General features: G+C 43.9%; 15 protein-coding genes. 3 read left to right on the top strand and 12 right to left on the bottom strand.

Annotated elements, in window-relative coordinates:
* Positions 1-22: 22 nt before the first annotated feature.
* The 4 genes from M1P97_RS04145 to M1P97_RS04160 form a co-directional block, all read right to left on the bottom strand.
* Entirely contained in the window at positions 23-2,428 is a 2,406-nt protein-coding gene (locus M1P97_RS04145; protein WP_249388472.1) for an ABC transporter permease, read from the bottom strand.
* Positions 2,429-2,442: 14 nt separating this feature from the next.
* The gene (locus M1P97_RS04150) at positions 2,443-3,693 is read right to left on the bottom strand and encodes an efflux RND transporter periplasmic adaptor subunit (protein ID WP_195375019.1); all 1,251 of its coding nucleotides are present in this window, start codon (positions 3,691-3,693) and stop codon (positions 2,443-2,445) included.
* A gap of 4 nt (positions 3,694-3,697) precedes the next feature.
* Positions 3,698-5,176: a TolC family protein gene (locus M1P97_RS04155; RefSeq protein WP_195375020.1), complete on the bottom strand. Its 1,479-nt coding sequence runs from the start codon at positions 5,174-5,176 to the stop codon at positions 3,698-3,700.
* A 128-nt stretch (positions 5,177-5,304) separates the two neighbouring features.
* Positions 5,305-6,198, bottom strand: coding sequence for a hypothetical protein (locus M1P97_RS04160; RefSeq protein ID WP_249388473.1), 894 nt, complete (start codon positions 6,196-6,198; stop codon positions 5,305-5,307).
* A 225-nt stretch (positions 6,199-6,423) separates the two neighbouring features.
* On the opposite strand from M1P97_RS04160, the gene M1P97_RS04165 reads away from it, so the two are divergent.
* Positions 6,424-7,788, top strand: a complete 1,365-nt coding sequence (locus tag M1P97_RS04165) for a sigma-54-dependent transcriptional regulator (RefSeq protein ID WP_249388474.1) — start codon at positions 6,424-6,426, stop codon at positions 7,786-7,788.
* A complete protein-coding gene (locus tag M1P97_RS04170) occupies positions 7,785-8,786 on the top strand; it encodes a sensor histidine kinase (RefSeq protein ID WP_195375022.1) in 1,002 nt (333 codons plus the stop codon). Before M1P97_RS04165 ends, M1P97_RS04170 begins: the two co-directional genes overlap by 4 nt.
* 5 nt (positions 8,787-8,791) lie before the next feature.
* Here M1P97_RS04170 and M1P97_RS04175 read toward each other — a convergent pair whose 3' ends face one another.
* The 7 genes from M1P97_RS04175 to M1P97_RS04205 all read right to left on the bottom strand — a co-directional run bounded on the left by M1P97_RS04175 (position 8,792) and on the right by M1P97_RS04205 (position 19,432).
* Positions 8,792-11,458, bottom strand: a complete 2,667-nt coding sequence (locus tag M1P97_RS04175; RefSeq protein ID WP_249388475.1) for an ATP-binding protein — start codon at positions 11,456-11,458, stop codon at positions 8,792-8,794.
* Positions 11,459-11,568: 110 nt separating this feature from the next.
* Entirely contained in the window at positions 11,569-13,956 is a 2,388-nt protein-coding gene (locus M1P97_RS04180) for a TonB-dependent receptor (protein WP_249388476.1), read from the bottom strand.
* Between the two features lie 78 nt (positions 13,957-14,034).
* Complete coding sequence (locus M1P97_RS04185) at positions 14,035-14,448, bottom strand: ATP-binding protein (RefSeq protein ID WP_229058684.1); 414 nt, start codon at positions 14,446-14,448, stop codon at positions 14,035-14,037.
* Positions 14,449-14,462: 14 nt separating this feature from the next.
* Positions 14,463-16,400, bottom strand: coding sequence for a SpoIIE family protein phosphatase (locus tag M1P97_RS04190; protein ID WP_195375025.1), 1,938 nt, complete (start codon positions 16,398-16,400; stop codon positions 14,463-14,465).
* Positions 16,401-16,407: 7 nt separating this feature from the next.
* The gene (locus tag M1P97_RS04195; RefSeq protein ID WP_195375026.1) at positions 16,408-17,349 is read right to left on the bottom strand and encodes an ABC transporter substrate-binding protein; all 942 of its coding nucleotides are present in this window, start codon (positions 17,347-17,349) and stop codon (positions 16,408-16,410) included.
* Positions 17,350-17,356: 7 nt separating this feature from the next.
* Positions 17,357-18,091: an anti-sigma factor antagonist gene (locus tag M1P97_RS04200; RefSeq protein WP_195375027.1), complete on the bottom strand. Its 735-nt coding sequence runs from the start codon at positions 18,089-18,091 to the stop codon at positions 17,357-17,359.
* A 150-nt stretch (positions 18,092-18,241) separates the two neighbouring features.
* On the bottom strand, positions 18,242-19,432 hold the full coding sequence (locus M1P97_RS04205) for a helix-turn-helix domain-containing protein (RefSeq protein ID WP_249388477.1): 1,191 nt from the start codon (positions 19,430-19,432) through the stop codon (positions 18,242-18,244).
* A gap of 101 nt (positions 19,433-19,533) precedes the next feature.
* Here M1P97_RS04205 and mnmD point away from each other — a divergent pair, with 101 nt between their 5' ends.
* Positions 19,534-20,190, top strand: a complete 657-nt coding sequence (gene mnmD, locus M1P97_RS04210; RefSeq protein WP_195375029.1) for a tRNA (5-methylaminomethyl-2-thiouridine)(34)-methyltransferase MnmD — start codon at positions 19,534-19,536, stop codon at positions 20,188-20,190.
* Here the strand turns inward: mnmD and trxA are convergent, their stop codons facing one another.
* Positions 20,191-20,505, bottom strand: coding sequence for a thioredoxin (gene trxA, locus M1P97_RS04215; RefSeq protein ID WP_195375030.1), 315 nt, complete (start codon positions 20,503-20,505; stop codon positions 20,191-20,193). It lies immediately after the preceding gene.
* Positions 20,506-20,513: the final 8 nt, after the last annotated feature.

A 20,513-nucleotide genomic window follows, 5' to 3' on the forward strand; every position in this document is an offset into this window, starting at 1 on the left:
TATAGAGCTTGTTACGGTGTTATTATTCTGCTTTCATGGCTGTTGCCGGATTTGTTTGTGCAGCTTTCCGTATTTGCCAGATCAGTGTTGCCAGAGAGATTCCGGCTGTAACGATCAGGGCTACAGCAAATATCCACCAGGATACGGAGGTTTTGTTTGCAAAGTTTTCCAGGTATCTGAAAATAGCCAGTAGCGAGATCGGAACGGATATTATGAATGCCAATCCCAACAGTTTAAAATATTTACGCAACATCATTTTCATAACAACTTCGGTTGTTGCCCCGTTTACTTTGCGGATGGCTATTTCACGGTATCGTTGCTGTACGTCGAATAACGACAGGCTGAATAGTCCCAAAGAGGAAATCAGGATAGCTATGACCGTAAATATAGAATAGATATAAGCCGCTTTTTTATCCTCTTTATACATGGCATTTACATCGTCTTCTACAAATGAGTATTCAAAATCTCCCCCGATGGTCTCGTCGTGTAATTTTCTAAGAAAGGCGATTGCTTCCTGTCTTTTACCAGGCTGAACCACTGCTGTTAGTTTACTGTTGTAAGGTCTTGATTGCGCGATCGATATAACAAGAGGTACAGCCGGCTTTGCCAAATGGGTATATTTAAAATCTTTCACAATGCCAATGATTTGATAGGCTGGGTTTTGAGACATTAATTCCTCATCTCCATTCCACCATAGACGTCTTTCGGGCTGTAGTAATGCTGTTTCCAGGTTGGTAATACCGAAGAGTTTTTGCGCAGTTTCATTAATGATGAATTTGTAATCAAGTTCCGTATCTGTCGAATCGTTCCAGAATCGTCCTTCCTTCAATTGTAGTTCGAATATTTTTAAATCGGTACTACTCATACTGGTCGACTTAACTTCTTTAAATTCGCCATCGGGTGTTTTTATCCGGCTACCGTAATCTTGTATTTCATTCGGACTTTCACCAAACGTCCAAGCGGAGAACAAAGGGGAACTGTTTAATTTCTGTTTGATTTCTTCATTCTTTTTACCCAGGTCTTCAAAAAGCTTCATTATTTCTTCCTGTGGTAATGTATGGGCGGTAGGGGGGAATTTAAGAAATTGTGCTTTGATAATATCTTTTGTACGGTATCCCAGATCTGCATGTAGCATGAAGTTGAGTTGTTTCATGAAGAATAACGAAACAATGATCAGACAACAGGTAATAGTATATTGGAAGACCATGAAAATAGTTCTCGATACAACAGAATTTCCACTAATATTTACTGATCGTAATGATGATATAGGAGTAGAGTAGTTATATTTTATGAATGGATATGCCGATGTGATGACCGGTAGTACGATTAATATGGCAAGAGATAACAACAGGTCGAATTTAATATTATTCACTTGGGTAATCTCCAGTAAGTTACTTATTGCTTCTCCGCTTATTTCGATCAGTAGCCAGGCAATGAACAAAGCTCCTCCGATCATGGCCAGATTTTCGCTAAGCAGTTGTACCAGCATTTGTGTCGCTTTTGCTCCAAAGACCTTTTTCATACCCAGCTCCCGTGCCCGTTTGAGCATCAATACCGTGTAAATATTGATAAAGTTAAAAATACCGACCAACAGGATCAGAAAGGCAACACCGGATAGTATCATTATATTGCCAAAGTTTCCCTGTTGAAAGGAGTCAGTGAACCGATTGACGCTATCATCGAAATAATTGTCTTTTAAAGGTAACAGTTGGTAGAGGTTTACTCCCTCCCGGTCATTGGCTACCAGTTCTTTATTAAGCTTTTGTATATCTGTGCCCGGATTTAACAGTAAGCATGCGCTAAACATATAACCCCAGTTCTTTTGTAACTGGTAGGAGACCAACATGTCAAACTGTATGGAACTTTTTTCTACAGGCTCTTTGAGAACCGCAGTTACGGTTACCATCTGGCCGCCGGAGCAGAGTATTTTTTTACCGATAGCATTTTCTTCGGAACCAAATAATTTTCGGGCATATCTCTGATTTATAACAGCATCCTGCGGGCCTTTTAATAGGTTTTGTTTATTTCCTACCATCACATCGTATTCCATTATCTGAAGAAATACGGTGTCGGTAACAATAATGCGGGCAGTGTGTTTTTGGTTGTCGGATTCTATAATATCTTCCGGTAAAGTGGAAAAGGCGGTTATTTTCTCAATGGACGGATTGTTTTCAAGGACAGGATCGCCTGCTCCGGTTCGACTATTGAAGCTATAAGAGAACCGGGGTTTGATCTCACTGTCAAAATGCTGTGTACCCAGGCAAATACGATCCAGATTCTGATTGAAATGATCGACTGTCAGTTCCCGAAATACATAACGGGATATAATCATGACACACGCCAGACTCATCGCCAGTCCCAATATGTTGATAATCGTATAAAGCCGGAAACGGCTAAGTGAGCGTATCGCAAGCAATAATATTTTCATGGTATCTATATTTCTTATTTTAATATCAGCTCTTCCGCGTCTCCAAAAGTACTGTATCCGGTGACAATAACCTTATCACCCGGTTGTAATCCGCTGGTGATCTCATATTGTTGCGGGTTTTGGCGACCGATACCGATCGTTACTTTCCGGGCTTTCGTACCGGCTTCGTTCAGTTTATAAATCCATTGTCCGCCGGTAGTCTGGAAGAAATCGCCACGTGGGATGACCAGTGCTTCTTCCGGTTGTCCGAGTTCGATCTGTACACGGAAGCTTTTTCCTATACGGACATTCTCGGGGGAGGCTTCGGTGAAGACCAGGTCGACATCGAAGTTACGGTCTTTTACTTCCGGAACGACTTTGGTGATGCGCAGCGGATATTTTTTCCCTTGCCAGCTGATGGTGGCGGGCAGGCCGGTCGTGATGCGGTCGATATAGTATTCGCTTAATGCCGTATGCACTTTGAACTGATCCAGTACTTTTATTTCGGCTATCGCTTCGGTACTCTGTACCTGTTGGCCGGGTGTGACTTTTACAAAACTAAGCTGCCCGGCTAAAGGGGCACGGACAATTAAGTTGTCCATACGTTCCTGTGCACGGGCGTACTTTTTCCGTTCGCGTTCGAGATCGTTTTTCATCAGTTCGCGGCGAAGGATCGTGGCGGCACTGTCATGGCGCAAACCTTCCAGTTGGAGGGCCGTACTCTGGGTCTTGTAGGCGAACTCATCGCGTTGTACGTCCAGCTGCGCTTTACTTTTTACCCCCATACGGAATTCCTCTTCGTCGAGGGCAAAGCTCTTTTTCAGGCGATTGAGTTCGTATGTGGTTTGTAAAGTTTGTTTTTGAAGGTCGAGGCTTTTTTGTTCCATTTCGATCTCTTTTTCCTGATAAGAAATCAATTGCTTTTCCCATTCGTCGCGTTGGTCGTCGATGGTACGTACCAGATCCGGATTTGTCAGGGTCAGGATAGTATCCCCGAGTTTCAGCATGGTACCTTCCTCTGCCACGATACGTTCTACGCTTCCGGCCTCCCGGGCATTGATCTTAATGGTCAGGATCGGTTGAACCACTCCTTCCACATCTACATATTCCAGGAATTTATCGGCTGTCGCTTCACCTATGATGAGATTTTCGGCCTCGGTACGTAGTTTTCGTCCGCCGGAAGCGACGATCGATACATAGACCAGCAGGATAATAAAGGCTATACCTCCGGCAATATGCCAGCGGTAACGGTAATATACAGGTTTCTTTTCAATAGGTTTGTCCATTATCTTATTTCATTAATTGTTCGTAATTGAATGTAAGTTCCCGGCCTTGCTCAAAATCATAGCCGGTCATGCTGCGCAGGCCGTAATACAGGCTCCAGTAATTGTATAAAGCGGTTATGTAATCCCGTCGTGCCCGGTCTTTCTCACTGATGGAAGCGTTGAGGTCGAGGATGGTCGATTTACCCAGGAGATATAACTTTTGTGCCACATCGTTCCTGCGCCTGGCTGTCTGATCTGTTTTTTGTGCGATCGTGACCTTGTCGGCTTGCAGGTTGAATTGTTTGACCATCTTGATTACATTCAGTTCAAAGTCGTTGCGCGATTGCTCTACCTCCGTATATATTTTGTCGCGGTTACTGAGGGCCACTTTGACTTTTCCCTTGCCGACACCCCAGTCGAGGATGGGAATCCGGATACCGAGACTTATCAACTGTTGATCCATCGGGCTGCGGTAGGCTTCTTTCAGGTGTTCGTTTGTCTGGGTCAGTCCGAATTGCATGTACAGGTCGGCTTTGAAACCCCGGGATGCTTTCGCTTGTGCCACGGCACTTTCACTTTCTAGTTGGCGGCGTTGCAGATATTCCGGTTCGGGATTATTTTCGTAAGCCAGGGCCAGGGCCTGTTTTACATCGACAGTGAAATGAGGAATTTCCCCGTTTGTTATGGAAACCAGCTCCGAAGCATCTTTGATTCCGAGGTAGCTGCGTAACGACTGGATACAATCGTCAACTTCGATACGGGCATTCATCATATTGGTTTGCTCCGTCAGGAGATTCAATTCCAGTTGCAGCATTTCATTCTCTGTGATAGTACCGATATTGTATCTTCCCTGTGCATATTGATATAAGGTGTCGGCATTAGCATAATTATATTGGGCTATTTCCCAATTGGTCTGCGCGGTGGCCAGTTGAAAGAACTGTGTCGTGGCCTGTGCCGCTACAAGTTCTAACGTCTCTATCAGGTTCTTGCGGGATTCGGTGTAACGCAATGGTTCTATTTTGCGGTCCCATTTGAATTGGTTATACCCGAACAGGTCTTGTTCGTATCCGATAACGACCGGACTGCTGTTATAAGAACTTGTTTTTTCAGAGAATAGATCCAGCCGTTGTAGCGCAGTCTTGACGAAGAGGCTACCTCCTGTCAGCGAAACATTCTGGTTGATAGTGAATCCCGCATCCACCATCAGTTGATTCCGGTGTACGAAACTTTCTCCCCCGTCAGGTAAAGTAACCGAACTGATCGACCGGTTCAGAGAAGGGGAGGAGTTGAAGGTCAGACTCGGTAACATATTGGCCCGGAAAGAGCGCCAGTTCCAGTAAGCAGCCCTGAATGAATGGCGGGCAGCGATAGCCTGGGGAGATTGTTCCTGTGCTATGCGGATGGTTTCGGACAATGTCAGGCGTAACGTATCCTGCGAATGAGCCGGGATAACGGTCAGTATGGCAAGGATAGCGGATAATATGTATGTTCTTGAAAGTGTCATGTCTTATTAAAAACAAATAACATGCCACGTTTTTAAAGTATTGATAATTAGTATTTAAGATGATGGTGGGTTTTAATGATCAGTGCGTCTGCGCACAAAGAATGTGCGCAGACGCACAGTTGATACGATCAGTCGTTTTCCTGCCAGTTATATAGATTCACTTTTTTATGGCGGCTTACCTGTTCTTTTACTTCGGGGAAGAAACGGGCCAGGATATTATATAATCCCGGATCGTACCGTTGTAGTTCTTCACGGGTATTGATCTTGTTGTGTTTACCGTCTCCTCCGTCGTTATCGACTTCTGCATTTACATTAAACCAGTTCTGAACACCTTCCGCCCAGTATTCTTCAATATTTGTCGAGGCATATACGTTTTTCCAGCGTCCTCTGGCGACGGCGGCGTCGAGAGAGGCCTGAAGTTCATCGTTGAAGTCCGGATAGACAGGACGAATACCTACATTATGTATTGTATGGGCAAATTCATGGATCAGAATGTCTTCCGCATGATATTTGTCGATCTGGTAAGCCAGGATATTTTCTTCCGCGCAGGTGGAGAAAGGCATATGAAGCGTACCGCCTAACCCTCTGGCCCGCACATCCCAGTTCAGGGTCGTATCATTCACCAGGAATGCATGTTCGGGGATATCGGTAGTCCCTTCGTAACGCGCCATGATCCCGATACGGGTATCCCGGCTGGTCATCGATTCAAGTACCTCTTTGGGTAGAACATCGGTTAATGCTTTGATACTTAAGTAGGCCGCATAGAAACAAGAATCGGGTACGCGCCAGGAACTGACCACATGGATACCGTTCACATTCATGTACTTTTTGTAAAAGGGATCGAGTTTCAACCGGGTTGGCGGTGTCGTAATCTGAGGAGTGTCGATCAGAACAGCCATTACTGTTTCTTCTGTAGGCATGTCTTTTCCGGAACATGCGCCACCGGTCTGTGCCGGATGTTGGCAACTAAACGTTACAAGTAGTGCCAATAAGCAAGGAATAATAAGATGGATTCTTTTCATAATGAGAGTTTAAATGATTAATTGTTGCTTGTACAAATATAAAGATTTATTTGACCTGTATGTGTTTTCAACTGATTTTATTATAATTGATTGTGTTAGATATCGCGTGCAATATCGCACGAAAAACGTTCGTATCCGCACATGCTGTCTATTGTTTTAATCCTTATCTTTACCCCCGTTACCAGGTCTGTCAGGAGACTAAAAACTGATGAAAGGAAATAGATTATGAAACAGGGAAAAATACTTATCATTGACGACAATGAGGATGTCCTCTTTGCCTTGAATTTATTGCTGGAACCCTATGTGGAGCAGATACGTGTGACCACACAACCCGAACGGATTGAACATTTTATGGAGAGTTATGCACCGGATGTGATTCTTCTCGATATGAATTTCCGTCGTGATGCTATCAGCGGGCAGGAAGGCTTTTTCTGGCTTGAAAAAATAAAAAAGGTCGACCCTGATGCTGTCGTCCTTTTCATAACTGCGTATGCCGATACCGAAAAAGCTGTGCGTGCCATCAAGGCCGGAGCAACCGACTTTATACCCAAACCCTGGGAGAAAGAGAAATTGCTGGCAACTTTATCTGCTGCCCTGAAGCTTCGTGAAAGCCGGACCGAAGTACGATCCTTGAAACGTCAGGTTGCAGCACTTGAAACAACGGAGGAGGCCGGCTTTGAAATTATAGGCGAAAGTAATATTATGCAGGATATTTTCTCTACTGTTGAAAAGTTACGCCATACGGATGCCAATATCCTGATCCTGGGGGAGAACGGAACGGGCAAGGATCTGGTCGCTCGTGCCCTGTACCATCATTCGCCACGTGCCGGACAGGTTTTTGTCGGGATCGATCTGGGGAGTATACCCGAACAACTTTTTGAAAGCGAACTTTTCGGTTATGAAAAGGGTGCTTTCACAGATGCCCGCCGGGATAAACCGGGACGTATGGAAGTAGCCACGGGCGGTACCCTTTTCCTGGATGAGATAGGAAACCTGAGTATGCCTATGCAAGCTAAATTGCTCACTGCGATAGAGAAGCAACAGATCACCCGTCTGGGAGCTACCCGACCGGTCTCCATCGATGTTCGCCTGATATGTGCAACCAATATGAATATACGGAATATGGTAGAGGAGGGGACTTTCCGCCAGGATCTGCTTTATCGTATCAATACGATCGAATTGCATATACCGCCCCTTCGCGAACGGGGGAACGATATCCAGTTGCTGGCCGATTATTTCCTTTCCCGCTACGCTCGTAAGTATAAGAAAGAGATCAAAGGTCTGAGCCGTGATGCACGTAACAAGTTGCAAAATTATGAATGGCCCGGTAATGTCCGTGAATTACAACATGCCATTGAACGTGCTGTTATCCTGTCCGACGGGCAAATGCTGAAACCGGAAAACTTTATGCTCCAGCCCTCTGCTTCAAAGAAGAAAGCCGACACAGAAGAACTCAATCTGAGTATTCTGGAGAAGGAAGCTATCGAACGTGCCCTGCGCCGTGCCGACGGAAACGTGACCCGTGCCGCTGAATTACTGGGCATTACCCGTTTTGCCCTGTACCGAAAACTAGATAAGCTGGGCTTATGAAACGTTATATCGTCCTGATAAAGATCATATTGATCGTGCTTTTGTCGCTGGCAATTGCATTCCTATTATTGAAAGGTCTTTATTTTACGACAGTTATGGTAGGAGTGATCCTGATCCTGTTGGCTTGTTCTTTATACTGGGATCAGAAGAAAACAATCCGTAGGATGGAACACCTGATCGCTAATATACATTATGGCGATCTGAACCTCTCTTTTCCTGTCCCCTCATCGGGTGGGGCGGAGGCAGAGCTCACCCGCTCTATGAATGAGGCATTGAACGCTTTCCGTTCGAGGCTTTACAATTCAGTCGTGGCTGAAGCGGAGACAGAAGCCTGGCAAAAACTGATCCGTGTATTAACTCACGAAATCATGAATTCAATTGCGCCTATCATTTCTTTGTCGGAGACAGTAACGGAACGTGCCGAATCGAATGGGATGAATGAACGCGATTATGGGATTATGCTCCAGGCCATACAGACAATTCACCGCAGGAGTAAGGGCTTACTGGACTTTGTAGAGAACTATCGAAAATTAACCCGTATTCCGGCACCTACTATGCAGTTGTTTCCGGTATCGGCTTTGTTTGATGATATTCAAAAGCTGGTACCGGCAAATGATGTCCGTTTCGTTTATTCTATTAAACCTTCCGAGTTGAGGTTGTATGCCGATCGCGGTATGATCGAACAGGTACTTATCAACCTCTTGAAGAATGCGGTGGAAGCTTGTAGCGAAAGCCTTTCTCCCGAAGTACGTATAGAGGCTTTCAGGCGGGACGGGATACCTGTTATAACCATATCGGATAATGGAAGCGGAATCGTACCTGAGGCACTTGACAAAGTCTTTGTCCCGTTCTTTACCACCAAGCCCGGAGGGTCGGGGATCGGGCTCAGCGTGTGCCGACAAATTATGAATCGTCATGGAGGCAATATTACCGTTACTTCCGAAATGGAGAAGGGAACCGTTTTTACGATGCTGTTTCCCGGAACACGTGCTTTATAAGCTTGTTACAGAAGATCCGTAATTTTCTTTTTCAGATCATTAGGTTTGATCGGTTTTGCTATGTAACCATTGAATCCGCTGTGGCTGACCCGTTGTTCATCTTCGGCAAAAGCAAAAGCGGTAACGGCGATGATCGGGATAATCGTATTGTCTTTACGTATTTCCTGGGTAGCCTGATATCCGTCCATAATAGGCATCTTAAGATCCATGAGGATCATGTCCGGATGATATTTATGGTATAAATCGATGGCTTCCTGACCGTTCCATGCATGTAGCAGGTTATAGTCTTTCAGGATCGCTTTGATCAGGGTATAATTACTTTCGTTATCTTCTGCAATCAGCAAAGTGGAGGCTTTCTTATCTGTCTGGTTCCCTGTGTTTATTTCTACTTTGTTGGAACTAACGGGAGTTATATGTGATTCTTCTATAACCGTGTCGGGTAATGTAAACCAGAAAGTAGACCCTTGTCCAATCTCAGACTCCACACCGATCTCACCACCCAGTTTCTGCACGATCATCTGGCTGATAGATAGACCGAGTCCTGTTCCCTGTGCGAAGCTATCCAGTTTGACAAAGCGTTGGAATACGCTGTCTTTTATTTTCTTGTCTATACCACAACCTGTGTCTGAGACATAGAAAATTAGCTGATTTTCTTTATGCTTATACCCGAAACGTATGCTACCCTCTTTTGTGAATTTGATAGCATTATTGATAAAGTTTGTTATTACCTGCGACAAGCGGTTCTTGTCTGTTCGGATAATGCAATGAGGCATTTTCTCGACGAATGAAACCTGTACACCGTCGGCAGCTTTCAGGCGTGATGTTTGTTCGATATCGCATAACAACTGATTGATGTCGATATCCGAATAAACAAATTCAAGCGTGTTGGCTTCAATTTTCGAGAGGTCGAGTATATCGTTGATTAATTGCAGCAATAGTTCATTGTTGTTGTTGATGATGTTGATGTATTCCTCACGTTCCTCACTCTCTTCAGTCATAGCCAACAGTCCGGAGAAACCGACGATAGCGTTGAGCGGCGTGCGGATCTCATGGCTCATATTGGCCAGGAAGGCTGATTTCAGATGATCGGATTCTTCCGCTTTTTCTTTAGCCAAACGCAATTCGTTTTCTGCCAACTTCTGTTTGGTGACATCCTCTTTCTTGAAAATAACTCCCAATAAGCTGTTATTCGAATCGATGATCGGATTGGCAAGGGTGTGTATATATTTTCCTGGTTCGCATTCTTTTACTATATCGAAGGGTTTTTTACTCTCCATGGCGGATATCAGTACGCAATTCTCACAATAAGGCTTCTGGCCGTCTTTTACGATACAGCAATTCTTCGGACCGTATTTGGGGACACATAACATTTTGATCTCATTTTCCCATTTTACGGAATAGTCGGGCTTGATGAAACGGATGGACGCCTGAATGTTGTTCATAATGATCTCGTTGTCTTTTTGCAGGTCCATCAACTTGTCTTTCAGTCTGTTGGTTCTGAACAAGAAGAGAAGGATCATTAAAAGGAAAACCAGTAATATGCAGGCAACGATCAACAAGATTTCGAACCTGTATTTTACAAACAAGTTTCCTTCCGTATTGATCAGGATAGACTCTTCCGGCAGTATTTTTTTGTCGATGTTGAACTCTTTCAGTTTCCGTGCATCGAAAGTATAGGCATTGGGGATACTTATCGCCCGCAAATCTTTTTGTTGCACTTTACCGGTCAGGATATCGATTGCCTGTTTGGCCAGATCTTTCCCGATCGGCCTGTATTGGGGAATATACCCACCGATCGCCCAGTGGCTTAATCCGGTAGAGGTCAGGGTAAATGCCGGTAAGGTTGGGTTACTAGACATCATGGTGTATGTGGCATTCCCTACATAATAACCATCGTTCACGTCAACGCGCCAGGTCCCGAGCATGATGGCTGTTTCCCTGGGGAGTTGCTTTATTTGTTCAATGATGGTATATATGTTATTTTTCCGGCCATCCAATAAGATAAGGTCCAGATCGGGAAATGATTTCATATCTTTTTTTACCAGCGCTTGCAGGGCGATGCCGCCATAGCTGTTGTCTGTTATTAAGGCTATGTGTTCCGTGGAAGGATAAAGGTTTTTGATCAGTTGGATATTTCTGTTAACGTCATACGTATACAGAAAACCCGACAAGAAATGTTCCTTGCTGATTTGATCTTGTATATCGATACTTTCAGGATCCCAGTCAGAAAGAGTGACGCTTGAATCCGGTAATATGACGGCATTGCTACTCACCATTCCGCATAAAATAGGAATACCTTTTAGAACGGGTTCATTCTGTGATAAATAGGAAGACCAGGCTTCTTGTCCGAGAATTATAGTGATCTGTGGGGTATTCTCATCCTTGTATTTATTGAGCAGGGTTTTCATTTTACCTTTCCATAAGGGAGCTTCCGGTAAACTTTTACAGTTCATGTTCTCGATAATAACGGGGGCGGTTCCTCCCAGCCGTTTATATTCTTCCATGAATTCGGAAATGTTTTGGGTGGTATTACGGGTATCTGGGTTATATGAACTGATGATGAGGATTGGGTGAACCTCTTCTGCTAGTGTCGGTACAGACCATGCCAGGCATACAAGTATAAGTAGAGTTTGTATGTGGTGTATAATATTTATTAGAACTGCTTTATGCATTGACTTTTCCTCTGGCAAATTATTATCTGTTTTCCCGGCTACAAAAATAGGAATAATTTACTATCTATTGCAGAACTATGGTTAATAAAAACGGAAGAAAATCAAGGCTGTTATATTTCAATCATGATTCCTATGCTGGGCAATAATGTTCCGGTCATACGTTCTATTGGTTTTAACTCATACTGTTGCTTCTCCTGTGGGGCTTCAGGATTAAGTATTTTTCCCGTTTTAATATAGACATCCTGCTCTTTGTACTTGGAATTAAGTACATTCTGTATGTCGATATAGAGGCCCAGCATTATATTTTTCAGATAGAATGTTTTGTCGATACGCAAATCCAGTTGGGTGAACGGTTTCAGGCGTTCACTGTTGAAACGGCTGTAATCGTAGTAGAGGCTTCCGCTGGCGTCCCATGCATCTACATAACTACTTTTTTCGACATCATAGGGAGTATAGGGCGCACCGCCTACTACCCGTAGCTTTGCTCCCACATCCCAGTTCCTAGGGAGTGAATAAGTTCCGCTGAAAGTGAGAAGATGTTTGTTGTCCCATGCGGAGGGTATATATTTACCTGTATTTCTTCCGTCTTTGTATTCGCTGCGGACATAGGTATAGGAAGCGATGAATGTAAGGCCCTTATAATTATACCAACGCCCCATCAGTTCCACGCCGTAGGCACGTCCGGTGGCGGTGGAGGTGACAGCTTCGTTCCCCAGTACACCGTAGTCTGTCCCTTTGGATGCCAGGGGGATGCTGTCGATAACCGACATCGGGTAATAGTTATAGTGTTTGTAAAATCCTTCAGCCGTAAATTTAAGGTAGGATGAAGGGCGGTATTCCAGTCCTAATCCGGCCTGGTCGCTACGGATGTATTGCAATTCGTTGGTTTTATTTACATACTCTCCGTTGTTGTCTTTGAATCCCATTACGGTGTAAGGCGGTAATTCGTAGTAACGTCCCAGGTTGGCATTCAGAAACATGTCTCCTGGCAGCCGGTACGATAGCGATAGGCGTGGAGATAGCTGGTCGAATATATTATTCATTTTCGATGAATAATTATTGGCATCCGTACGGAGACCCAGTGAGGCGGTGAAACGTTCGTTCACGCTTTCATAGATAGCGGTAGCGTACAATCCCCATTTCCAGAGTCCCAGATCTGTCTGATAGTTGATTTCTTTCGGAATGGTAGTAAATTGTTTCTGGAATGTATTGTTCGTATATTCCGAATAATCGATATTTCCCCCTACATGCAGTTGTATATAAGGCAGGCGGAAGATATTTTCAGTGCGGAGTTTATTTTCTATTTCATCCGACCGGTAATTCAGGGTGAGGTTGGCCGGTGAGCTTTCGTCGTTATCGCGGTATTTTATGTTTTTATTGTTCATCTGGCTGCGGCTGACGATAAGAGAGTAGATATTACGCCCCGTATAATGCTTGTATACGGCACCCAACGTATAGGTCTTCTGTTTTACAACCGGCAGGTAGGCAAGGATATACTGGTTCTTTTCACTCATATCCTTCATCCCGGTATTCAGTTTCATATCGTCGATCGCACCTAGCCCTATAAATGTCAGTTCATTCTTCTTGTCGAAAGCATGTTTGATCTTGAACTGGGCATCCGTGAAAGTCGGAAGAAAAGGTAAACCGATCATATCGAACAGGAATTGCAGATACGAACGGCGTACAGACACCTGATAGGTCGTTTTCTCTCCTAACGGACCGTTGGCCGATACACCTACATCAGAGGCCCCGAGCGTACCCCGCAGAGAGAACTTTTCTTTATTCCCATCCTGCAACTTAAAATCTAACACAGAACTGAGCGCATTCCCTCTGGCGGCGGGGAATGCGGCTGAATAAAAGTTTACTTCACGTACAAAATCAGGGTTGATGATTCCTACCGGCCCTCCGGAAGCCCCTTGTGTAGAGAAGTGGTTGATATTCGGTATTTCGACTCCATCTAAAAAGAAACGGTTTTCGGATGGACCGCCACCTCTAACCATCAGGTCGTTTCGGAAGGCTGCCGTAGAAGCCACTCCAGGGAATGATTGTACTACGCGTGAGATATCCCGGTTACCCCCGGCACTTTTCTCTATCTCCTTGAAACCGATGACACGTAATCCCAGCGGGCTTTCTGCCGTTTTACGGAAAGGGGAGGCTACTATGTTTACTTCCTGCAAGCTTTCGCTGGCAGTTTCGAGTTCGACCGGAAAATAGACATCTTTATTAGCAACACGGAACTCAGCTGTTACAGTCGGTTTGTAGCCGATAAAAGAGGCCTGTAGCCGGTAACTACCGGGAGTAACCCCTGTTATCTCAAAATTTCCGATGGAGTCGGTAGCTGTTCCCTGAGTGGTGTTCCATATCAGGACGGTAGCATAAGGGATCGGTTCGCCACTAACCGTTTCTTTTACGATTCCTTTTATGGAATAACTCTTTTGGGCCTGTACCATCTGGATGCAGGCAAGAAACAGTAAAATAGCGAAGAGTTTCTTATTCATCTTTGTATTCTTATTAAAAATGACAAAGGTATATAAAAACTACGACTGTGGATCATGTACGATCCGGTTTACATGGCTTTATAGATTCTTTTTCATTATCAGCAGATTTTCATCCCCCAACCGTTGGTACGAAACCTCGTTCATGATACTTCGGATAAGGAAAATCCCGAGTCCTCCGATGGCCCGTTCTTCGATCGGCAAATTGATTTCGGCATCGGGTACCTGTGTCGGGTCGAATACCTGCCCTTTATCTGTCAACAGGAAGATGAGTTGTTGTGGACTGGAAGTCACTTTCAACAATATTTCATGCTGTTCCCCTTCCGGGTATGCATACATGATGATATTGGCTACAGCTTCTTCCAGTGCCAGGTTGATATTCATCGTGGTCTCTGAAGACAGATCAAGTACCTCACCCAATTCTTCAATGAATTCATATAAATGGGATATTTCTTCCAAATTGTTGGTAATCCTGATTTCTTTATTCATCATCATAATGGAGTCCTTTCTTATTTACTAGTTTCCGGTTCGTAATGTATTGCTAATATTGTTATATCATCGCTTTGGTCGGCCATTTGCACATGAAATGCAACCGAACAGATAATGGTGTTCACCATTGTTTGTATATCTTGCCGGGTATTGGCAGCCAGTGTCTTTTTCAGATTCTTTTCTCCGTATAAGTCTTTTGCTGTATTTTCCGCTTCTGTTATTCCATCGGTATAAAGGAATATTTTAGTACCCTTTTCAAGATCGATGGATTCGTCCGAATATACATAATCCGACATAATGCCTACTATCAATTGTTTTTGCGTTTCCATGAACGATACACTTCCGTCAGGGAATATCAATGCCGGAGGGTTATGGCCGGCATTGCAGAGTTTAAGTTTTCCGGTTTGCAGATCCAGTATGCCGACAATAAGTGTGATAAACATGTTCGACTCGTTATTTTCGGAAATAGAGTTGTTCATTCTTGTTATGATCTCCGAGGGCGAATCTATATTATGTGAGATGGTGCGGAATAAACTCCGGGCTATGGCCATGAACAGGGAAGCCGGAACACCTTTTCCCGATACATCCCCTATGATAAAGTAGAGCCGGTCGCTATCAATGAAGAAATCATATAAGTCGCCCCCTACTTCCTTGGCTGATTGTAAGATGGCATATAAATCTACATCATGGCGACCCGGGAAAGGAGGGAATGTTTTAGGAACCATTCCCATTTGTATTTCCTTGGCGATAGACAGTTCGCTTTCAATACGCTCTTTGCTAGCAGTCGTTTCGCGGAGTTTGACAACATAATCGAATAGTGATTGTTGCATATAGGCGAGCGAATCGTGCAGGGTTTTTATTTCATCGTGTGAGTTGACTTGCGGCAACTTCACGTTGAACCGTCCGGTAGCAATGATCCGGGCGGATTGTGAGAATTGTGCCAGCGGATCCACCAGGCGGCGGATAATGATATAAATGATAAAGAATAAGATCAGCATCCCTGCCAATGATACAAAGATAATTTGTTTGGAGATCGTGTCCAGTTCTTTTAAGATAATATCGGGTGGACAAACGTTGCCCACCGACCAACCGATATGAGGAATAGACGTGTAAAAAACATACACCGGTTTTCCGGCGAGATTGATTAACGCCGTCCCTGTCTGTTGCGCCAGCATTTCCCTGCCGATTTGCTCTTTTTCAGGGGTGTTGTTGGCCTGCGCATCGGTGAAAATGGTTTCATTCATGATCTTTGAACGATCCGGGTTGGTCAAATAGCTGCCGTTACGACTTAATAAAAAAGTAAAACTGGTCGTATAAGGTTTTAACTGCGATACCATATCCGTGAATTGGGACAACGAAATATTAGCTGTAAAGATCGCATATACTTCTCCTGTTTTGTCATATAAAGGCATGGAGAACGTACTCATTATGAAGTTTCCTCCCCCCTCGTCATAATAGGGTTCGCTCCAGTAGTTCTGCTTCAATAATTTCGGGACCAGATACCAATCCATACAAGGATAATCGTAGATAGGACTTCCCAGCACCGCACATTCGATCTTTCCGTCCATATATGAAGCATAGGGCATGAAATATTTCCCTTTTTCCTTGTAGTAATCGGGGACGAAAGCAATACCGCTGCTGACGATCAGGTCATTGTTTTTGGCAACAGCCATAACGATGCGGAACAATGAGTCCGGATCAGCTTTGCTTTCTTCTATCATCCAGCTTGTCTGGTTCATTGTTGTCTCTACCGTTTGCAGTAGATCACCGATTTTGGAAGCCATGTTCTGTAACTGTTCATGAGTGCTTTTTATGGCAAAATCGGTAACCTTTTTACGGCTATATGAATAAAACAGTGTAATGATAACGATAAATACTATAAGCGTGAATGAGAGTACATAAATGCTCATCCGGCTGGCAAAAGACTTGAATTGAAAGTATTGTCTGATAGGATGCATAGGATAGTTATTTAACGAAATCAGAATAATGTATATCTTCTCTTTCCTGTTCATTCAACAGGATGTCTGAAGCCAGTTTGAAATCTTCCGGACTCAGATGGAATGTTCGTTTGTTATAACTTTCATCCACTTGCAGCCGAAGTACTTCTTCCAGCATTTGGCGTTGATGATAACGGTTGGTTCCGATATTGCCGTTACGTACGAACTCCATTACGATGTCCAGGGCTTCTTCCCTGTGCTCATTGGCCCATTCCCAGCCCCGGATGCTGGCGCGCACGAGTTTGGGGATGATATCTGGATGTGACAGGTAGAAGTCTTCGGCCACGTATAGTCCGTCTTCTGGCAGGTTGTAACCGTAGTCGGAGAAACGTAGCAGGTAAGTAGAATTTGGCTGTAATCCGTATTCTGCCAACTGTAAATATTCGTTGTAGCTGCCTACAAGGCATATATCGACAGCCCCGGCAAGGAATATATTGACACCGCTGTTGAAGCGTATCCATTTACCGCTGAGTTGGTAACGTGTAGCGATTCTGTCCAGTAGATTCTGGCTCAGGTGGTTCCAAACGGCTATCTTTTTTTGCTTTAATCCTTCCAGGTCTTTTAGAGGTTGGTGGCTAACCAGCATCAAGCTGTTTTCCTGTGAGGTTTGCATCACATTGACAATTTTGGCACCGGAGGCCCGTGCTGTCAGGGCAAATGACAGGTTCATGACGGCAACCTGGGCTTTTCCGCTTTGTAAGACAGAAAAGGAACTTTCAGAGATGGCGGGATGCATAATATGTACATCGAGCCCTTCTTCTTTGTAAAATCCCATTTTATCTGCCACATAATAGCCGGTAAATTGAGCTTGTGCTGTCCATTTGGGGGTAATCGTGATGCTTTGCCCCTGTGCCATATCCGGTTTATATAGGAGAAAAAGCAATAAGTAGAGGATGTGTCGTTTGATCATAAGTTTGTCAGTGTATGGTGAACAGGGAAGAACAGCCTGTCATATCGAAAATATTACGGATCTCAGGTAATACACCTTTTAGTACGAGTAGCCCGTGCGAACTGTCTACTTTCTTTTGCATCAGGATAAAGCAACGCAGTCCCGAACTACTTATATAGGTTAAGTTCTCGCAGTTGATAACGATCTCGGGTGTACCGTTGTCCAGTACAGGGCGGATAACGGATTCAAATTTACGGGCATTCAGTGTATCCAGCCGTCCTTCCACAGTAATAATAACACCTCCTGCGACCTTACATATATTGGTATTCAATGAACTTTCGGGTTCCTCGATCGCTCCCAGCCCTTTGGTCAGCATCAGGAAGTTCTGTGAGCCGTCGGTATGAAAGGCTATTTCATCCATTGTCCTGAAAATAAGGAAAAAGCCTAATCCTCCGGTTAACATATCTTCTAAGGATGATTTTTCAGATTTGTTCTGGGGCAGGGTCGGATCGAATGTCATCCCATCGTTTATTATCATACAGTTTATATCTCCGTTCACCTGGCTGACCTTTAGTTTTATCTTACCTTTCGCTCCGTTAGGATAAGCATGGTGGATGGTACAGCTGACAGCCTCTTCAATTGCAAGACAAATACGTCTTGTTGTGGCGGAGGGCAGGAAAAGACTTACCCCCAGTGATTCGATAAATCGGGTGATACGAATTATTTCTGATGAATCGTTTTCAATGATAATTTCTTTTTCCATCTTTTTAAGATAAATAATATTCTGTATTAATACCGGAACCATTTGTGTTGGTCGCAAAAGTATGGAGAAAGTTTCGAATGCCTTGTTTTTCTTATGGGTTCAATCTTGATGAAAGGTATAAATCTCTTTGCAATTCGTATATTTGGGCCGTTACTCCTGTTGTTTGAGCCACTCTTTAGGTGGTATTCCTATCACTTGCCGGAAAGTTCTGCTAAAAGTGGTTACATGTGAGAAGCCGGATTCGGCAGCTACTACTTCCTGTTTCATCGAGGGGTTTTGGAGCATCAACTCCTGTGCATATGTAATACGGCAGTTGTTGATATATTCCGAAAATGTGCATTGGTATTTCTCATTTATCAGACGGGATATATAGCAGCGATTGGTTTGTACCATGGCTGCTACTTCATCCAGGCGGAGATCATTTTTTAGGTATATTTTATCTTCTTCGATCAGGCGGGTAAAAAGGGAAACAAGCCTTGGGTTATAGCTCTTTTTTTTATCACAATCATCAGTCAGGGTATTATTGTTTTGTTTTTCGGCAAGATCGGCCTGTGCAAGTTGGCGGGCAAAATCCTCTGCAGTATACCGGATATGGTAACCTGCATAGGCCAATATATAGCTGGAGATTGCGAAAAAGATAAATATAGTGTTGACGTACAGCGGGCGCGAGCTATAACTGTTCAGGTCTGCCAGTACAGCAATGAATGTAAGTAACGAATAGATCCCGGTAGCTGCAAATATAAAGTAAAAGTTCCATTGGAAATGTTCGTCTGGATTGGAATAGAACTCTTTTAACTGGAGCCGGTATTTGATGATCCGGAATGAAAAGTAAATAAACGCGACCAGCGTTTGAATGCTGATAACGATAATGAACAGTACTTCATCCCAGAAATATTGTAGTTTAAATAAAGGGTAATCGACCGGGAAATGTTTTTCTCCGTAGTTGAACAGGAAATCACGGGCATAGATGATGGAGTTTTCTTTTCCCATCAAAAAATAACCGGTAGCAGTCAATGCTGTTAATATAAAAGGAGGGGAAAACGCCATTATAAGCCACCATTGGAATTTTTTTGTATCTGTCAGCAGTTTGGCATAGATCATGTGGAGCGGGTAAAGCATCGGGAGGCAAAAAGTATAAATGATATCCTGCCAATAGCGGTTTTCATAATCGGTATCGGGTACGAAAAAACTTCCATATATATAGAATACTATGGAGCAACATATCAGGTCGATTGCCAGGACTCGCTTGGTCCGGAAGTTTTTACCTTTTTTTATCAGCAAGGCAAAAGCCCAGAACAAACAGACAAAAGAAGGAGTGGAGAGGATAAAATATTGTAGCATCTATCTTATTACTAGTAATGATTTCGAATGTAAAAGTAATCAATTCTATATTTTTATATCTTTGTAGAATCTAAAAAATAATGAAAGCGTAAGAAAATCATATGAGACGAGAACTACAACAGACGGCAGACGGCAGTCATACTTTGTTTATCCCGGAAATGGACGAACATTATCATTCGGTAAACGGAGCCGTACAGGAGTCGCGACATGTATTTATTGAGGCAGGATTGCATCACCAGGTTAAAAAGGATATTACCGTTTTTGAAGTTGGTTTCGGAACAGGGCTGAATGCCTTTCTTACGCTTCTGGATGCGGAAGAAAATGACCGCCATGTAAACTATTATTCCATAGAACTGTATCCGCTTGAACCGGAGCTTGTACAGGCTTTGAATTACGGGGAAGTGATTTGTCCCGAAAAGAAGGAACTGTTCGATACCCTGCATGCAGTCGCATGGAACGAGCCGGCAAATATCACCGGACGGTTTACCCTGCATAAGATACAGGGTGATAATAACAGTTGCGAACTTCCCGAAGGAATAGACCTCGTTTATTTCGATGCCTTCGCACCTGATAAGCAGCCGGAAATGTGGAATCAGGATATATTCAACAGATTATATGTACATATGGCAGATGGAGGAATCCTCACCACTTACTGTGCCAAAGGAGTAGTACGTCGTATGATGCAAGAGGCCGGGTATTCTGTTGAAAGAATACCCGGCCCCCCGGGAAAGCGCGAAATGCTCCGCGCTATGAAGTAATTATAAAAGTGCGTCGATCTTTGCAACAAACGCAGGCTTCTGTGCTGCACCTACCTGTTTGTCTACCAACTTTCCGTCTTTGAAGAACAGTACAGTCGGGATATTACGGATACCGAACTGAGCAACTACATCATTGTTGTTGTCGACGTCCATCTTTCCGATTGTAACTTTACCTTCATATTCGGTAGCCAGTTCATCGATGATCGGGCCTACCATACGGCAGGGACCGCACCATTCTGCCCAAAAATCAACGACCATGGGCTTGCCGGAGTTTACCAACTCCTCAAAATTTGCATCTGTAACTTCTAGTGCCATAATTATAT

The organism is Parabacteroides leei, from assembly GCF_023369805.1.
Taxonomy (GTDB): domain Bacteria; phylum Bacteroidota; class Bacteroidia; order Bacteroidales; family Tannerellaceae; genus Parabacteroides; species Parabacteroides leei.

Excerpts from the sequence above, each read along its gene's own strand:
- mnmD (WP_195375029.1), top strand. The coding sequence starts at position 19,534 with ATGAGACGAGAACTACAACAGACGGCAGACGGCAGTCATACTTTGTTT.
- M1P97_RS04165 (WP_249388474.1), top strand. The coding sequence starts at position 6,424 with ATGAAACAGGGAAAAATACTTATCATTGACGACAATGAGGATGTCCTC.
- trxA (WP_195375030.1), bottom strand. The coding sequence starts at position 20,505 with ATGGCACTAGAAGTTACAGATGCAAATTTTGAGGAGTTGGTAAACTCC.
- M1P97_RS04160 (WP_249388473.1), bottom strand. The coding sequence starts at position 6,198 with ATGAAAAGAATCCATCTTATTATTCCTTGCTTATTGGCACTACTTGTA.
- M1P97_RS04195 (WP_195375026.1), bottom strand. The coding sequence starts at position 17,349 with ATGATCAAACGACACATCCTCTACTTATTGCTTTTTCTCCTATATAAA.
- M1P97_RS04145 (WP_249388472.1), bottom strand. The coding sequence starts at position 2,428 with ATGAAAATATTATTGCTTGCGATACGCTCACTTAGCCGTTTCCGGCTT.
- M1P97_RS04200 (WP_195375027.1), bottom strand. The coding sequence starts at position 18,091 with ATGGAAAAAGAAATTATCATTGAAAACGATTCATCAGAAATAATTCGT.
- M1P97_RS04190 (WP_195375025.1), bottom strand. The coding sequence starts at position 16,400 with ATGCATCCTATCAGACAATACTTTCAATTCAAGTCTTTTGCCAGCCGG.
- M1P97_RS04170 (WP_195375022.1), top strand. The coding sequence starts at position 7,785 with ATGAAACGTTATATCGTCCTGATAAAGATCATATTGATCGTGCTTTTG.
- M1P97_RS04185 (WP_229058684.1), bottom strand. The coding sequence starts at position 14,448 with ATGATGATGAATAAAGAAATCAGGATTACCAACAATTTGGAAGAAATA.
- M1P97_RS04175 (WP_249388475.1), bottom strand. The coding sequence starts at position 11,458 with ATGCATAAAGCAGTTCTAATAAATATTATACACCACATACAAACTCTA.
- M1P97_RS04155 (WP_195375020.1), bottom strand. The coding sequence starts at position 5,176 with ATGACACTTTCAAGAACATACATATTATCCGCTATCCTTGCCATACTG.
- M1P97_RS04180 (WP_249388476.1), bottom strand. The coding sequence starts at position 13,956 with ATGAATAAGAAACTCTTCGCTATTTTACTGTTTCTTGCCTGCATCCAG.
- M1P97_RS04205 (WP_249388477.1), bottom strand. The coding sequence starts at position 19,432 with ATGCTACAATATTTTATCCTCTCCACTCCTTCTTTTGTCTGTTTGTTC.
- M1P97_RS04150 (WP_195375019.1), bottom strand. The coding sequence starts at position 3,693 with ATGGACAAACCTATTGAAAAGAAACCTGTATATTACCGTTACCGCTGG.